Annotated in this window: 11 protein-coding genes; 8 read left to right on the top strand and 3 right to left on the bottom strand. The window is 55.0% G+C overall.

All coding sequences use genetic code 11. From position 1 onward, the window contains the following. Positions 1–133: 133 nt before the first annotated feature. From RB_RS22595 to RB_RS22570, 6 genes are all read left to right on the top strand, one after another. On the top strand, positions 134–5,353 hold the full coding sequence (locus RB_RS22595; RefSeq protein ID WP_011123000.1) for a PAS domain S-box protein: 5,220 nt from the start codon (positions 134–136) through the stop codon (positions 5,351–5,353). 184 nt (positions 5,354–5,537) lie between these two features. Further along, a complete protein-coding gene (locus RB_RS22590; RefSeq protein ID WP_011122999.1) occupies positions 5,538–6,785 on the top strand; it encodes a Tm-1-like ATP-binding domain-containing protein in 1,248 nt (415 codons plus the stop codon). A gap of 21 nt (positions 6,786–6,806) precedes the next feature. After that, the gene (locus RB_RS22585) at positions 6,807–7,661 is read left to right on the top strand and encodes a phosphoenolpyruvate hydrolase family protein (protein ID WP_011122998.1); all 855 of its coding nucleotides are present in this window, start codon (positions 6,807–6,809) and stop codon (positions 7,659–7,661) included. A gap of 111 nt (positions 7,662–7,772) precedes the next feature. Beyond that, a complete protein-coding gene (locus RB_RS22580; protein ID WP_164922376.1) occupies positions 7,773–8,612 on the top strand; it encodes a hypothetical protein in 840 nt (279 codons plus the stop codon). Positions 8,613–8,884: 272 nt separating this feature from the next. Next, a complete protein-coding gene (locus RB_RS22575) occupies positions 8,885–10,339 on the top strand; it encodes a BamA/OMP85 family outer membrane protein (RefSeq protein ID WP_007327499.1) in 1,455 nt (484 codons plus the stop codon). Next, on the top strand, positions 10,336–12,009 hold the full coding sequence (locus RB_RS22570; RefSeq protein ID WP_007339602.1) for a BamA/OMP85 family outer membrane protein: 1,674 nt from the start codon (positions 10,336–10,338) through the stop codon (positions 12,007–12,009). The genes RB_RS22575 and RB_RS22570 overlap by 4 nt, the downstream gene beginning before the upstream one ends. Before the next feature lie 83 nt (positions 12,010–12,092). Here the strand turns inward: RB_RS22570 and tsaB are convergent, their stop codons facing one another. Then, on the bottom strand, positions 12,093–12,896 hold the full coding sequence (gene tsaB / locus RB_RS22565; RefSeq protein WP_011122994.1) for a tRNA (adenosine(37)-N6)-threonylcarbamoyltransferase complex dimerization subunit type 1 TsaB: 804 nt from the start codon (positions 12,894–12,896) through the stop codon (positions 12,093–12,095). A gap of 108 nt (positions 12,897–13,004) precedes the next feature. Here tsaB and RB_RS22560 point away from each other — a divergent pair, with 108 nt between their 5' ends. Then, the gene (locus tag RB_RS22560; RefSeq protein ID WP_007327496.1) at positions 13,005–13,763 is read left to right on the top strand and encodes a metallophosphoesterase family protein; all 759 of its coding nucleotides are present in this window, start codon (positions 13,005–13,007) and stop codon (positions 13,761–13,763) included. Positions 13,764–13,767: 4 nt separating this feature from the next. Then, positions 13,768–14,526 (top strand): metallophosphoesterase family protein, encoded by a 759-nt coding sequence (locus RB_RS22555; protein ID WP_007327495.1) that lies wholly within the window; start codon positions 13,768–13,770, stop codon positions 14,524–14,526. Between the two features lie 125 nt (positions 14,527–14,651). Here RB_RS22555 and RB_RS22550 read toward each other — a convergent pair whose 3' ends face one another. Further along, the gene (locus tag RB_RS22550) at positions 14,652–14,849 is read right to left on the bottom strand and encodes a hypothetical protein (protein ID WP_231845896.1); all 198 of its coding nucleotides are present in this window, start codon (positions 14,847–14,849) and stop codon (positions 14,652–14,654) included. Between the two features lie 212 nt (positions 14,850–15,061). Further along, complete coding sequence (locus RB_RS22545; RefSeq protein ID WP_164922375.1) at positions 15,062–16,153, bottom strand: substrate-binding domain-containing protein; 1,092 nt, start codon at positions 16,151–16,153, stop codon at positions 15,062–15,064. Between the last annotated feature and the right edge of the window lie 72 nt (positions 16,154–16,225).

The following is a 16,225-nucleotide window of genomic DNA, read 5'->3' as shown; positions in this document are numbered from 1 at the left end:
CACATCGCGAGGTTACTGGAAAGGTTTCGATGCATTCTGAACCTCAACGCGCCGAGACCATACCAATTGCCCATACCGGCCCAAGTCTGAACTGCCAGTCAACGGTGTTCGCGGGACGGGAGACACGTTTCCATTGAGCGATCCACAACCGGAATCCAAACCACTGGTCGTCGGCGTGGGAGCTGGCGCTGGCGGGATAGAGGCATTGCAAGAACTACTCGCGTCGTTGGGTGACTCACCCGACATGGCGATGGTGTTCGTCGGCCACGATGCATCGGAATTGCACGCAACGCGGATCGAACAGCTGGCGGATGCTACATCGCTGCGGGTCGTCGAACTGAAGTCTCGGAAACTCATTCGACCGAACACGGTCTACATCTGTCCGCCAAACAGCTTGCTCTCGATCAGCAGCGGTTCCCGGTTGATGCTGAAGCCGGCCACCGAGGAATCCCCCGCAACACCGATCGATCATTTCTTTCATGCCATCGCCGAGACGCAAGGCGAGCAGGGCATCGGTGTGATTCTCTCCGGCATGGGCACCGATGGAACGCTCGGATTGAAATCGATCAGCGATGCGGGCGGCATGACGTTTTCGCAAATATCGTCTTCGGCGAAATTTGATTCCATGCCGCGAAATGCGGCGACCACCGGTGTGGCGGACCATGTCCTGACGCCCAAAGAGATTGCGAATGAACTGAATGACTACGTCGTCTATCGGAAGCAACAATCCAATCGACTGACTCGAGAATCGATGCTGGAGGAGATCGAACGGTCGATCCCAGAGATCGCGGACGTGCTTTACAAAGCGACCAAGCACAATTTCAAGCACTACAAGACCGCGACGCTGACGCGACGAATTTTGCGGCGGATGCAAATCCTGCAAATCTCCGATGTTGCGACTTACTTGGGTCGTTTACGAGATGACCAAGACGAAACCCAAAACCTGTTTCGCGAATTGTTGATCGGGATCACGGCATTCTTCCGAGATCCTGAATCGTTCAAGGCATTGGCGGAGGAAGTGATCCCTCAACTCTTCGAGGGACGCACGGCCAGTGATCCAGTTCGAATTTGGGTGCCCGGTTGCGCGACCGGAGAAGAAGCCTACTCGTTGGCAATCCTTTGCTACGAACACCTCGACCGTCTGAAGACACAGCGGGATGACGATCACGCAAAAGACTCCCTACCAACCTTTCAAATCATCGCCAGTGACATTGACGAGCATGCTTTGGCAATCGCTCGCCAAGGAGTCTACCCACTTGGAATCACCGAAAGCATTCCCGAGACCCGACTGAAACAATTTTTCGTCAAACGCGGCAAACGCTATCACGCCAAACGCAATCTGCGTGAGTCGATTCTGTTCTCGCTGCACAACCTCATCAGTGACGCTCCCTTTTCTCGACAGGATTTGATTTCTTGCCGCAACCTGCTGGTCTACTTGGGTCCGCACCTTCAGAAAAAACTCATCCCGCTTTTTCACTACGCATTGCGTCCCAATGGGCATCTGTTTCTCGGTCCAAGCGAATCGATCTCGTCACATGACGAACTGTTTCGCACCGTTGACGCAGAACACCGAATCAATCAGAGAAAGGGAACCGAGACGGTCACTGACACGGCAGACTCACGAGGTTTTGTGAGCGCCACCGAAGCCACCCAGACCGCCGCGATTGTTCCCAACGAAGAGGACACAAAAGAAATCCACCAAGTGTTGCAGCGAATCATCCTTGATGAATTTGCTCCCAAGGCGGTGGTCGTTGACGTCGATGGGAAGGTCATCTGCACGCTGTCGGACACCAGCCCGTATCTCTCCAGTGGCGAAGGGATGCATCAGAACAACTTGATCAAGATGGCTCACGTTCATCTGCGAATTGGCCTGCGTGGTGCCTTCGCGGAAGCCAAGGCGAACCGCCGACGAGTTGTTCGTGACGACCTTTTGATCATGAGCGAGAGCGGTCAACAGCGAGTGAAGCTGACGATTCAACCGATGATGCAACTTGGTCACGAAACTGAGTTGTTCATGGTGGCGTTTGAGGACTTGGGGCCTTCCATCGCACCATCGGATTCGTCGACAGATGATTCAATCGGCTCTGATCCATCAATCGCGGCGGATCCCCATGCTCAGCAACGGATCGAACAACTTGAGCGAGAACTTGCTACGACTCGAGATGACCTCGATCGATCCATCCAGGAAATGGAGGCCACCAATGAGGAGCTGACGTCGTCGTACAACGAACTTCTCGTGATGAACCAAGGTCTGCAAACTGCGAATGAAAAGCTGGAGATTTCTAAAGAAGAAATCCGAAGCAGCAGTGAAGCGGTTGCTCGAGCCAATGCCGATTTGCAGAACCTTCTTCGAAGCACACGGATCGCAACGATTTTCTTGGACGATGATTTATCGATTCGAAGCTTCACACCCGCGGCAACGGAAATTTATGGTTTGATTGCGACCGACGTGGGTCGTCCGCTCACGCAAATTGCCCCCAACGTGCAAGACATGCCGCCGCTTCCCAAATGGGAACTACTGATTCAAGAAGACGGTGTCGAACACACCATCGTTGCAAACACCGGCAAAGCGTTCATCCGTCGTGTGTTGCCGTATCGATCCTACTCCGGCGATCACGATGGCATCGTACTCACCTTCACCGATGTCACGCAGCTCCGAGAAAGCGAAGAACTGTTTCAATCGCTGGTCCGGGCCTCGGCTCAGATCGTATGGATTGCCAATGCCGACGGCGTCGTCGAATCGGACTCGCCCAGCTGGCGTGAATACACGGGGCAAACTCTGGAGCAGTGGGTCGGGCTGGGTTGGCTCGATGTGATTCATCCCGATGATCGCGAATTGACTCAGAAAGTATGGACCGACGCGGTCGCCAAAGATCGCCCACTGGTGTTGGAGTATCGCCTGCGAAACCGCCATGGCGAATACCGATGGTTCCAAGTCCGAACGGCACCTCAACGTCGGCCCGATGGAACGGTCAATCGATGGGTCGGAATGAACATCGACATCCACGATCAAAAACAAAGCCGCTTGGAATTAGCCGACCGAGAAGCCCACTTGCGGCGAGTCATCAACAATCAACTCGGATTGGTGGGTGTGATTGATCGCAACGGTTTGTTGCTGGAAGTTGATGATCGATCCCTCGAATACGCGAGGGTCAATCGACATGAAGTCATCGGAAAGCCTTTCCATGAAGCACCATGGTGGAACTACGATCCGAACGTGGCTCAACAAATGCGAGATGCCATGGAACGGGCTTTCAAGGGCGAACCGGTGCGGTACGACGTGTCTCTGTTTGCTCATGGCGACGATGGAGTGTTGATCGATTTCATGATCGCTCCCGTATTCGATGATGACGGCAACATCGAATACCTGATTCCATCCGGAGTCGACATTCGTGATCGCAAAAAAGCAGAACTAAAACAACAAGAAGTCGCGGTTCGATTGGAAGCCATCTTCAACACGGCGGTGGACGGCATCATCACGATTGATCGTCGTGGAACCATCAACTCGGTCAATGTCGCCGCGGCCAAGATTTTCGGTTACGGCGTCGATGAATTAACAGGAAGCAACATCAATGCATTGATTCCTGAACCGGAACATAGTGAGCACGATGGCTACCTAAAGGCCTACGAGGAAACAGGCCAGAGCCACATCATCGGTCATCAACGCCAAGTGACCGGACGACGAAAAGACGGGTCCACTTTCAGTTTGGATTTGTCGGTCAGCGAAACATCGTTGTCTGGTGAACACCGATACGTTGGCATTGTTCGCGACGTAAGTGACCGCGTTCGTTCGGAGCAAGCCAAAAAGAACGCGTCGAGACGGATGCAGATGGCACTTCGGGCCGGCGGCATGGCGGCTTGGGAATGGACGCCAAAGAAGAGCTACTGGACAAAGGAGATGTACGAACTGTTCGGTGTAACGGACGATCGAAAGGGCAGCCCCGAACTCTGTTTCTCGCTGACACACCCCGATGATGTGGAGTCTCTGAAACGACATTGGCAAGAAGCGATTGAAGGCAATCAAGACTACGAATACGAATTCCGCATCGTCCGTCCGGATGGTGAAATGCGTTGGATCACTGGCATGGGCGAAGTCGTCCGTGGAAAGTCCGGCAATGTCACTCGCATGTACGGAGTGAATTGGGATTCGACGCAAGAACACGTGCAGGCGGAAACGCTCCGAGAAAGCGAGCGAAGAGCCAACGAAGCCAGCGCATCCAAGAGTGCGTTCCTGGCGAACATGTCACACGAAATCCGCACGCCAATGACTGCGATTCTTGGATACGCGGAACTTTTGCAAGACATCATTCAGGACACCGAAGGCCTGCACCATCTTCAAACCATTCGTCGAAACGGCGACTACCTGCTGGACATCATCAATGACATCTTGGACCTGTCCAAAATCGAGGCCGGTAAACTCGATGTGGAATCAGAGCGTTTTGATCCCGCTCATCTGATCGAAGATGTCCGGAGCATCATGGAAGTCCGCGCCAAAGAAGCGGGACTCGAACTGACCGTTGAGTACGGCCAACAAATCCCCGCATCAATCCAGTCTGATGCGAAACGGCTCAAACAGGTCTTGATCAACTTGGTCGGCAACGCGATCAAGTTCACTCCGGAAGGCAATGTCCGATTGGTGGTGAGGATGGAATCCGAGCCTATCCGGTTGTGCATTGACGTGATCGACACCGGCATCGGTATCACCCCGGAACAACAAGAGCAGTTGTTCTTGCCATTCTCCCAGGGTGATTCCAGTGTGAATCGGACGTTTGGCGGAACGGGTCTTGGATTGACGATTAGTCGACGACTGGCAGAAATGCTGGGCGGAACCATCCATTTCCAAAGCGAAGTGGGCGTGGGCAGCACATTCACTCTGAGTGTGTTCCCCGGTGACTTAACGGGAGTCGCGATGGTGGATCACTCGCAACCCGTATCAAAGCTAGTGGATGACCTGGAGAACTCATCGACGACGCCTATCAAACTGAATTGCTACGCGTTGGTGGTGGATGACCGTCGTGACATTCGTTTCCTGAGTCGCCGCATCCTGACCAAAGCGGGTGCGACGGTCGACGAATGCGAAGATGGTTTGCAAGCAGTCGACAAGATCATCGAAAGTATGAAGGCTAGGCGATTGCCTGATGTCATCATCTTGGACATGCAGATGCCCAAGTTGGACGGCTACGCAACGGCGAAAAAACTTCGCGAATTGGGTTACGATGCACCAATCATCGCGTTGACGGCGGACGCGATGCAAGGCGACATGAATCTGTGTCTAAAGGCGGGCTGCAATGATTACCTCAGCAAGCCCATCGACGCTGCCAAGCTCGTTGCCCTGGTTAGCAAACTGACATAAGGGAACGAACGACCACGGAACTGCAACGCCGAGTTCGCAAACGACTTATCATCACGCCAACCGCCGACGCAACGAAAAGCGATCAGGAAAAATGTTGGACGGCGATTGCACCGACGACACCACCGAACCTCTCGATCAACGGAAGTTGATCCAAATGATTGCCCGCTTGACTGTTTGATTCGCCATGCAACCGACCACCTCCGATCTTTCACCGTTGGTTTACGCGATCGCCACGATGGACACCAAAGGCGAGGAATTGAATTTCGTTGCGGAACAATTGAAAACGCAAGGGTTGTCCGTCGCAACCATCGATGTCGGAACGCTTGATCCGCCGTCCATCGAACCCTCAATCACGAGAGACACGGTGGCTCGATGCAATCCGAACACGAACGCATTGAGATGCGAAGATCGCGGCCAAGCAATCCAAGCGATGAGCGATGCGTTGCAAACCTTTCTATCGAACGAACATCGGTCGGGACGTGTTGCGGGCGTGATCGGGCTGGGAGGCACCGGCGGAACCGCTTTGGTTTGTCCCGCGATGGCGGTGCTGCCGATTGGGCTGCCGAAGGTGATGGTGTCCACCGTCGGCGGAGGTGATGTTTCCGCGTTTGTGGGTGGCAGCGACATCGTGATGTTTCCCTCGATCGTCGATGTCGCAGGTCTCAACCAAGTATCGACGAAGATCCTTTCCAACGCGGCACACGCTTTGGCGGGCATGGTTTCTATCCCGAGTCCGACATCGACAGCTCGGCCAGCCATCGGAATGACCATGTTCGGCGTCACAACGACTTGCGCCACCGCCGTTCGTGTGGCACTTGAGGCGGAGGGATTGGACCCGTTGGTCTTTCACGCGACCGGAACCGGCGGTCGAGCGATGGACAAATTGGTCGAGTCCAAATTGATTCGCGGCGTCTTGGACATCACCACCACCGAAGTCGCGGACGAAGTGGTCGGAGGCATCTTCCCCGCCGGACCGTCGCGATTCGATGCGATCATCGAGTCGGGAGTCCCATATGTGATGAGCCTGGGCGCCCTCGACATGGTGAACTTCCGGGCTCGATCGACCGTCCCCGAGAAATTCGACGATCGGTTGCTCCACGTTCACAATCCGCAAATCACGTTGATGCGGACCACCCCGGATGAGAACCGCGAAATCGCTCGATGGATTGCAGCGAAGGTGAATCGCTCGACCGCCGAATTGGCAATCCTGATTCCGGAAAAAGGCGTTTCGGCGTTGGATGCTCCCGGACAACCGTTCTTCGATGCGGAAGCCGATGAAGCGTTGTTCAGCGAACTGGAACGGTGCGTCGACACGACTCCCAAGCGAACGGTTCGTCGCTTACCGTATCACATCAACGATCCCGAATTCGCGAACGCGTTGACGGGGACCTTTCGATCGATGTGGAACCTGTCGCAAGACGGATCCGCTTGAGATTCGATCGTTTCTCAACTGATGACTCTTCCAAAACCACGCACCATGACTCACACACGCGAATCCATTCTGTCCGGCTTTCGAAAAAAGCGATCGGCAGGCAAACCGATCATCGGCGGCGGAGCGGGCGCCGGAATCTCGGCCAAGTGCGAAGAAGAAGCTGGGATCGACTTGATCGTTGTCTACAACTCGGGTCGTTACCGGATGGCGGGACGTGGTTCGCTATCGGGGCTGCTTCCCTATGGCAACGCCAACGAGATCGTGAAGGAATTGGCACCGGAAATTTTGACCGCCGTGAAGCACACACCCGTGCTCGCTGGCGTTTGCGGCACCGATCCGTTTCTATTGCGAGATCATTTCCTGCAAGAACTAAAGGCACTCGGTTACGCCGGCATTCAGAACTTTCCCACCGTGGGCCTGATCGACGGAACGTTTCGAGCCAACTTGGAAGAAACGGGAATGAGTTTCCAGTTGGAAATCGAATGCATCGCCGCGGCTCACAACATGGACCTACTGACCACACCGTATGCGTTTGATGCGGAACAGGCTCGCGAGCTGACGGCCGCGGGTGCCGACGTCATCGTCGCTCACATGGGTCTGACAACCTCCGGAACGATCGGCGCGCAAACCGCGATGACTCTCGATGACAGTGTCCGCTTGGTCAGCGAAATTGCTTCCGCCGCACGCGATGTTCGCTCGGACGTGTTCGTGCTTTGCCATGGTGGCCCGATCGCGGAACCGGATGATGCTCAGTATGTCATGGACCGATGCCCGATCGATGGTTTCTATGGTGCGAGTTCCATGGAACGATTGCCCACTGAACGTGCTATCACCAGTCAGGTTCGATCTTTCGTGGATCTAAAACTTTCGCGATAGAGTCGACTCAATCGACATTCTGCGAAAATCCTTCGCGAACCATCAAACTTGAACATCGACATTGGTCGATAAGCGTGAGGAACGTCCCGCTTGCATGGAGCGAAACCTCAAGTGCGAATCGACACGCGACAATCCAGTGTGATGACGCTCGACGACCATCGTCGAGCCGCCAACCAAAACGTCCAGAGCGTTTTCAGCGAAGTGCTGGCGAATTTCGGACGAGAAGCATATGCGAGCGCCGAACCGGTTGCCGCTGACACACCGCTTGATTCCCAAATCCAGCAGTCGTGGACCAATTGGTACCAGGTCGAACAACTCGGGCGTTATCGCGATCAAGAAGACGCCGCTTTGTTAGGCCAAACATACGCGGGCGTTATGTCCAAGGCGTACGACGAAGGGGGATATGCGACACCAAAGGCATTCCTCCGCGGACTGCCACCCGAAGAACTGGAAACCGTTCAAACAATTCATGGATTGGCGGATCCGATCCAAGTGAATTCGCTGAGCGAAGAAGGGGCTCTGAATCTTTTGGTGCCGCCGGCGGCGCAGGTCGACCTCAACCGCGATGGGATCACTCAATCGGGCATAGCCAACGGCATTCGGTTCCCGGACAGCACAACGTCGCCCGACGTAACACAGGCTTGGGAGGAAGCGACCGCGGGCATGTCTTGGGGTGAGCGTGCGATCTACGAGTTGCGAATGAAGCTTCCCGTGCTGACCGCGAATTTCATCGTCGATGGTGAAGGCCAAATCACCGGCCAACGAGAACCGGGCGATCCAGATTGGGTCAATCCAATGACAGACCCCGAGTACTCCTACGTCGACGAAACCAAACGCTGGATCAACTACTTGGACTATTTCAAATACCAAATTGATCCGGACCAATACGCCAAAGATCGCAGTTTCTTTGAGTCGCTTCAGCAGAAGTTGATCGAACACGGTGCACCCTGAGGTCCTCCTCAAGCGACTTTCACCAGAGGCGTTTTCACAACTGATCGCGAGTGGGAAACAGAGGTGTTTCACGGCCGTGCTCTTCACCCCAGGTCGATGTTCGAAGCGGCAGAATGACAGCCGTTTGCCAAATTGATCTTTCTCGGCAAATCGAACCATTTTGCAAAGTTGATTGAAGTTTGTGGGTGGGGACGTATTCGCCTTGTGGCACCCGCGTGAGCATTGGTAGAGACGGGAAGACCTCAATTCTCGTGCCACGGATATGGCTGCTCATGCCGTCTCGACTCTACCACTGCGACCTTTCAAAACACCGCTTTCTGGCGTGTTTTGTTTGCTGTCTGGCAATTGCCTGCTCACCAACCACTCTCCTCGCTCAATTCGGCGGTGGCGGTAGTGGTATGGGCGGAGGCCAGGCCCAAGCACCTGCAGCCGCAACCAAACCAAAATTTCGCGACCATATTCACAACCGGGACGGCATGGCCCTTCGTCGCGAAGATGGAGATGCGGTCGTCGCCGAAGTCCGACTGGTCGGCAATCAGGTCATCAGCACCACCGATATCCTGGCGGAACTGCAAACCCGCAAAGGTCGTTTCTACAGCGAAGAAACTGTCTTGTCGGACGTCAGTCGCCTGAACGACATGGGATCTTTCGATCACGTCACCTTCGAAACCGAAGAACGTGTCACCAGAGCCAATGGGTCCAGCAACGCACCGCAGAAGAGTGTGCTGGTCACGTTCTATGTTCGCGAACGAGCGATGGTGTCGAAGGTGATCTATCACGGCAACTACCGAATGAATGACCGTGAACTATCGGGGCGTTCGGGAATCACCGAAGGCGACCCACTCAGCGAATTCGCGATCGAAACCGGCAAGCGTCGATTGCTCGACTACTACCACGAAGAAGGCTTCAACCAAGCTGCGATTGAAGCTGGCATTGGACTTCCCAGTGACACCAACGCCGTCGTCTTCCGAATCAACGAAGGCCCCAAAGAACGCATCGAAGACATTCAAATCGAGGGAGCCTCGATCGTCAGCGAATCGCGTCTAAAAAAAGTCATCCAAAGCCGCGGTCCGATGATGGGCATCATGAGCTACATCAACAATGTCGCGGACATGAAGAAGATTGACGCCGACGTCAACGTGTTGGCATCGTACTATCACAACCTTGGCTTCCTCACCGCGACGGTCGGACGCCGGATCGAATATGACGAAACCGGCAAATGGCTGACCATCGTGTTTGTCGTCCACGAAGGCCCACGTTTCAAAGTGGGTGATGTCCAAATCGTCGGCAACGAATACGTCACCGAAGAATCGCTTCGCAAACGTCTCGAACTGAAAGCAAACGACACCTTCAGCGGAACGAAGATGCGGAAAGACATCGGCGAAATCGTCTATGGGTACGGCGAACTCGGATTCATCTACGCCGAGGTCAACCCAAAAACGATCATGCGTGATGAGAACGGCATCGTTGACTTGGTTTACGAGATCACCGAGGGCGATCGCTGGAAAGTGAATAGCATTCGAGTGGAGATCGATGGCGAACCTCACCTGATGCGAGAGTCCACCATGTTGAACCTGATCGAGATGCGAGAAGGCGACTACATCGACCGGCGTGACCTAGAAACCGGTCGCAACCGCATCGAACGAAGCAATCTGTTGGAAACCAACCCAACGATCGCTGAACCACCAGACATCATCGTGAAGCCGTTGGAGGGATCGCAAAGATGAACTTCAAGGCCACATTGAACTCACTCCCGCTCAAGTTTCGCTTCAAGTCATGGATGCGTGCTGTGACCCAATCTTCTGAACCGGATGCTTCGTCGAATCCGAAGCATCACACGGCATCGCGCTGGCTCGACGACATCAATCGCTCGCTGTGGACTCGCGTCACGGCATCGGCATTGCTCGCGTTGTCATCCGGTTTCGTTTCATCGTCACAAAGTGCCGCCCAAACCGCATATCCACCACCGTCGGCCTATGGTGCGCCACCGTCGTACCAAAACCAACCATCGGCACCCGCCGCATCGACCTATGGTCAATCGGTCTATGGCGGCCCCTCCACTTACAGTGCCCCGGGCACCGCGGTTCCAACCACACCTGCACCCGCTCCAGCACCTGGCAATCCCTACGCTGCACCGACCTATCAAAACGGCGGCTACCAGGGTCAAACTTACCAGGGCGAAGCGTATCAAGGCCAAGTCTATCCAGACCAAACCTACCAAGGCGACGTCTACCAAGGTGGTGCATTGCCAGGGCCGTTGCAGGGAAGCTTTCCATCGTCGCCCAACTTGGCACCTCCCGTTGTCAATCAACCCACCGTTCGTGAAGCCGATCTGATTATCCAGGGCTACCCTGCTCGAACCGGACGATTGATGTTCGGCGGTGCGGTCAACAGTGATGCTGGTGTCACCGGCCAAATCACAGTCGACGAACGTAACTTCGATATCAGTCGTTGGCCACGTTCGTTTGGCGATCTGTTCAGCGGAACCGCATTCCGCGGTGCCGGGCAGACATTTCGATTGGAAGCTGCTCCTGGTAGCGACTACCAACGCTACACGGCCCAGTTCGCCGACCCAAACCTGCTGGGTTATCTGCCGATCAGCATGTCGCTCAGTGGATTCTTGTACGACCGCAACTTTGACGACTGGGACGAGAATCGTCTCGGCGGCCGGATCAGCTTTGGCTATCGCGTGACACCTGACCTTTCCGTGTCACTGGGCGTGAGCGGCCAAAACGTTGAGATCACCGACCCACGCGTCAACACGGTGCCTGAGCTGAATGACGTGCTGGGAGACAACGGCCTGTACAGCGGAATGGCTTCTTTGATCCACGACACTCGAAACAGCCCACTGCAACCTAGTCGCGGCCACTACTTTGAGTTGAGCTTCGAACAAACGTTCGGCGATTACGAATACTCCACCTTCGAAGCCGAGTACCGAAAATACTTGCTGCTTCGCGAACGTGCCGACGGTTCGGGCAAGCAAACACTTTCGTACAGCGTTCAGCTTGGATTCAGCGGCGACGAAACACCGATCTTTGAAAACTACTTTGCCGGTGGATATGCAACGATTCGAGGTTTCGACTTTCGTGGTGCCAGCCCCGTCATCAATGGCGTCGAAGTCGGTGGCCAGTTCCAATGGCTGAACTCGGTGGAGTACATGTTCCCGCTCACGGCGGATGATGCTTTCCGAGGCGTCGCGTTTGTTGACTTCGGAACAGTGGAACAAGACATCGAAATCAACTCGGACAATTTCCGAGTCGCTCCCGGCTTTGGTCTTCGTGTTGCGATCCCGATGCTCGGCCCAGCACCGCTGGCGTTCGACTTTGCGTTCCCAGTGCTCAAGGCTGACACCGACGACGAGCGGATGTTCAGCTTCTACATGAGTGCGATTCGCTAATCACCGATCTGGTCGTTCCAAACGCCGACGAATGAACATCCGTTCGGCGATTGGGGCCTCGAAACCAGTCGACATTCGACCGGTTACTTGGAGGACGCTGCCTTCTCTTCGGCTGCACTTGGGCGAAAGTACTTCGGCAACACTTCCATTGGATCAGTGGTTTGTCCCACTAAATATTCTTGGTGAGCGAGTTTTGCCAAAGCGGAAGCCAGAGTTTGCTTTCGACCAACGACCCGCAATTGCGCCGTCGGTAGACCGGGTTTGATCGCGTCTCCGGTCAACCAAGTTCCGGGCGAGGCCGATTCCAGCGTCTCGAGCCAATCGTCTCGATCGAGCAGTTCGATTTCTTTGTCCGATTGCCATCCGGCTTCCGTGGCAACAAATGTCCCCACGAACATTTGGCCACGATAAGCATCCAACCCCACCATCATTCGCTGGCCGACGCCAGGCAAATCATCCCCTGACGCTTCCGTCTCAGCAGCTCCCGTCGGCAACACAGCCGCCGCCAAAACGGACAACGAATCCAACGTCACCACGGGAATTCCCCAGGCATAAGCCAATGTTTTCGCTGTAGCTGCGGCAATACGCAAACCGGTAAATGACCCCGGACCATCGGCAACTGCGATGAATTCTGGGTGACTCGTTTGCGTCGGCAGTGGCGATTCGGCCTGGCCGGTGCTGGAGCCGGTTGCTGCTGAGTTCATGCTTATCAGCAACGATTCAAGAGCAGGTGTCAGGGACGCGGTCGCACGAACATCGCTTGGTAAGTCGGCCGATTGCACCACTTCACCATCACGAATGAACGCCACGGATCCCTCGCGACCGATGACTTCGAGAGCCAAACCGGTGATGGGTCGTTGGTCGTCAGATTCGGCCTTGGAGTGCATTGTCGGGAACTCGCCGAGTCAATTGCGTGGGATTGTCGTGCAAATTTAGTCCAGACTACAATGACACCCGGCAGGTTTAGCATCCAGGTGAGGTGACCGAGGAATTTTGTGAAGCGAGCGTTGATCAGCGACATCCACGGGAACCTCGAAGCGCTGCAAGCGGTTCTGGAAGATATCGACTCAGTCGGTGTCCAAGAAGTCATATGCTTGGGCGACATCATTGGTTACGGGCCCAATCCGTGTGAGTGCCTGGATCTGGTGATGCGCCGGTGCAAACACACCATTCTTGGCAACCACGACCAAGCGGCCCTGTTTGATCCAGACGGCTTCAACCCGATGGCACTCCGAGCGATCTACTGGACTCGCGATGAGCTGGACAGTGGCAAAGGCGGTCCCGCACAAGTCAATGCTCGGTGGGATTTCCTCGGGGAGCTGCCTCGATTCATCGATGACGGCGAATTCAAGTTCGTCCACGGTTCGCCTCGCGATCCAACCAATGAATACGTCTTCCCTGAATACATGTACGACGCTCGCAAGATGGAAATCTTGTTTGGCAAGATCGATCAATACTGCTTCATGGGTCACACCCACCTGCCGGGCGTGTTCACCACCGAGTGCGAATTCGTCACGCCGGACGAATGCGATCACACCTACGCGTTGGGCAACAACAAACTGATGATCAACGTCGGCAGTGTTGGCCAGCCGCGAGACGAGAACAATCAATCGTGCTACATCATCTTGGATACCGATGCGAAGACGGTGACCTACCGCCGCGTCGAATACGACTTCGAGAAGACGGCTCAAAAGATTTACGCTCAACCCGATCTGGACGATGCCCTCGGCGACCGACTGAAACGAGGACATTGATCGGGTGACACGTACAGCCATTCTTAGCGACATCCACGGAAACCTGTCCGCGCTCGAAGCCGTCCTCGCGGACGTTGAATCGCAAAAGGTTGACCGTATCGTCTGTTTAGGCGATGTGGTCGGTTACGGTCCGGAACCCTGCGCCTGCCTCGATACCGTGATGGGTTTCGACTTTTGCGTTTTGGGAAATCACGACAGCAGTTCGCTGTTCGACCCGGAAGGATTCAACGTCGCTGCCGAACAAGCGATCTTCTGGACCCGCAGTCAGCTGGAAGAAACCGGCGACGATCCGGGAGCAAGCCGCAAACGAATTGAATACTTGTGTGCGTTGCCTCGAACCGTTCGTGAAGACCACTGGTTGTTTGTCCATGGTTCGCCACGTGGACCAACGAACGAATACGTCTTTCCAGAAGACGCCCAGAACACTAAGAAAATGGAAAAGCTGTTTTCGCTGGTCCCGCGAGTTTGCTTCCAGGGCCACACGCATGTTCCCGGTGTGTTCACGATGGAGCAACGCTTTGTCCGTCCCGCTGACACCGGAACCGGATATTCGCTGGCCGATCCCAATGCGAAATTGATGATCAACGTTGGCAGCGTTGGTCAACCACGTGATGGCGACCCTCGCAGCTGCTACGCGATTGTGGAGCCGGACTTGGTGATGTTTCGACGAGTCGAATACGACATCGAACGAACGGTCCAAGCAATCGAAAAAGAAGCGGAGCTGGACAACTTCCTGGGCTACCGTCTTCGCGAAGGTCGCTGAGAAAACGACAGGCTGATCAAAGCCATCGTGGGTCCCCGCTCGATAGAACAGTGAGCGGGCAGAATGCTGATCTGGTTGGGCATGGGCTGGTTCGCAGCGTGCTCGCCAACAACCAAACATCCTTGCTAAACGCGGACGTCGATGTGACCGCTGGCGAGTTGCTTTTGCACGTCGACAACTTCGGAGATCATCTGAACGATCGCGTCGCCGGTTTGCCGCTGCACATCCAGATTTTGCCCCAACAACGCAACATCGATTTGCGTCTGCGTCGCGTCCTGGCGAGCCTGTAGGACTTGCTGCACGGCGGGAGGGATGGCACTCATGGTCAAACTCTCAAAAAGGTTTGCACGTCGCATCGAACCAGGCACACCCTCGCTCGACACGGAAACCTACGTCACCTTTCGACCCGAGCTTCCTCAATCCTTCCCGCAGGAAGGAGGAAACATGGTTGAATGCTCATCCTCGCGGCCACTCAATCCGGTTATGCGGATCGCAACGGTGAAGGATTGCTTCCAAATCGGCAATGCTTTGCCAATCAATTGCCTTGCAAGATCGCGGGAATTGGCTTGCCCGCCAATTCGTCCATGATGCCTTGGCTGCGTTCCTGCGCGTTGAGCACTTCCATTTTCCCGACGAACAGCATCACTTCACCGCCCTCCGGAATGGCTTCTTGAATCAGCTTGCCGGCAGCTCGCCCGGCCAAGTAATTGCTTGTCCCGAGATAGAACTTGCGACGCGAAGCCGGTGCATCGCTGTCCTGACAAATCACAGGGGTGACTTTGCAAGCATCGTTGATCATTGCCACTTGGTTTTCAGGATCGATCGGGCTGATCGCGATCCCATCCACCTTTGCCGCGACATTGGATTCCAAAAATCGCTTTTGCTCTTCGATGGAACCGCTCGACGGCATCTGCACATCAACTTCGCATCCGAATTGTTCCGCCGCACGCTTGCAACCGGCATCGGCCAAAGTCCAAAACGGATCCAACGAATTGGTGATGTAGGCCACACGCACTCCTGATCCGTCGATCTGCTGCTCGCCGGACAAGATCGGTCCTTTGCCTGACTTGATCGCATCGATGTCTGCGGCAAACTCGTTGACGTTTGCACCGGTGATCGATCGGTGAGGGATGATGATCATTCCCGACTCCGGCACCTCAACTTCGCCGCCCTTTGCCATCGTTGTCAGCCACTGCACGCTGCGATAACCGAATGCGTAGGGTTGCTGGACGATCGTGCCGTAAACCGATTGGTCACGGATCCCCGCCAAAGTGTCCGGGTGCTCATCGAAACCAACCACCGCGACTTTTCCAATCGCATCGCTGCTTCGAAGGCCGGCCAAAATCATCGGCGTGTTTTGGCTCCACAACCCGACCAGGCAAGCCACATTCGGATGACGCAGCAAAGTTGTCTCGGCGTTTTCCTTGGCTTTTGAGTTGTCTTGATTGTCCGTCAAAATGCCCAAAACGGTGTAGTCGCCACACTGACGTGGAAAACCGGTCGCATCTGCGGATGCATCGGCCACCACATCGGAACCTGATTGTGTTTTCACCGTGGAACTGGAATCAGATTTGCTGCATCCAATCACCAGAATCAATCCAAGACATCCCAACCAATAACGAGCCATAGCAACCATTCGCGAAAGAGAACCAAAAAACGAATCGCAGCCAGTTTAACAAAGTCGTCCGACGTCTATGGA

It is taken from the genome of Rhodopirellula baltica SH 1, assembly GCF_000196115.1.
Lineage (GTDB): Bacteria > Planctomycetota > Planctomycetia > Pirellulales > Pirellulaceae > Rhodopirellula > Rhodopirellula baltica.
The sequence above is the reverse complement of the archived record's forward strand: the minus strand, read 5'-3'. Positions and strand labels throughout refer to the sequence as shown.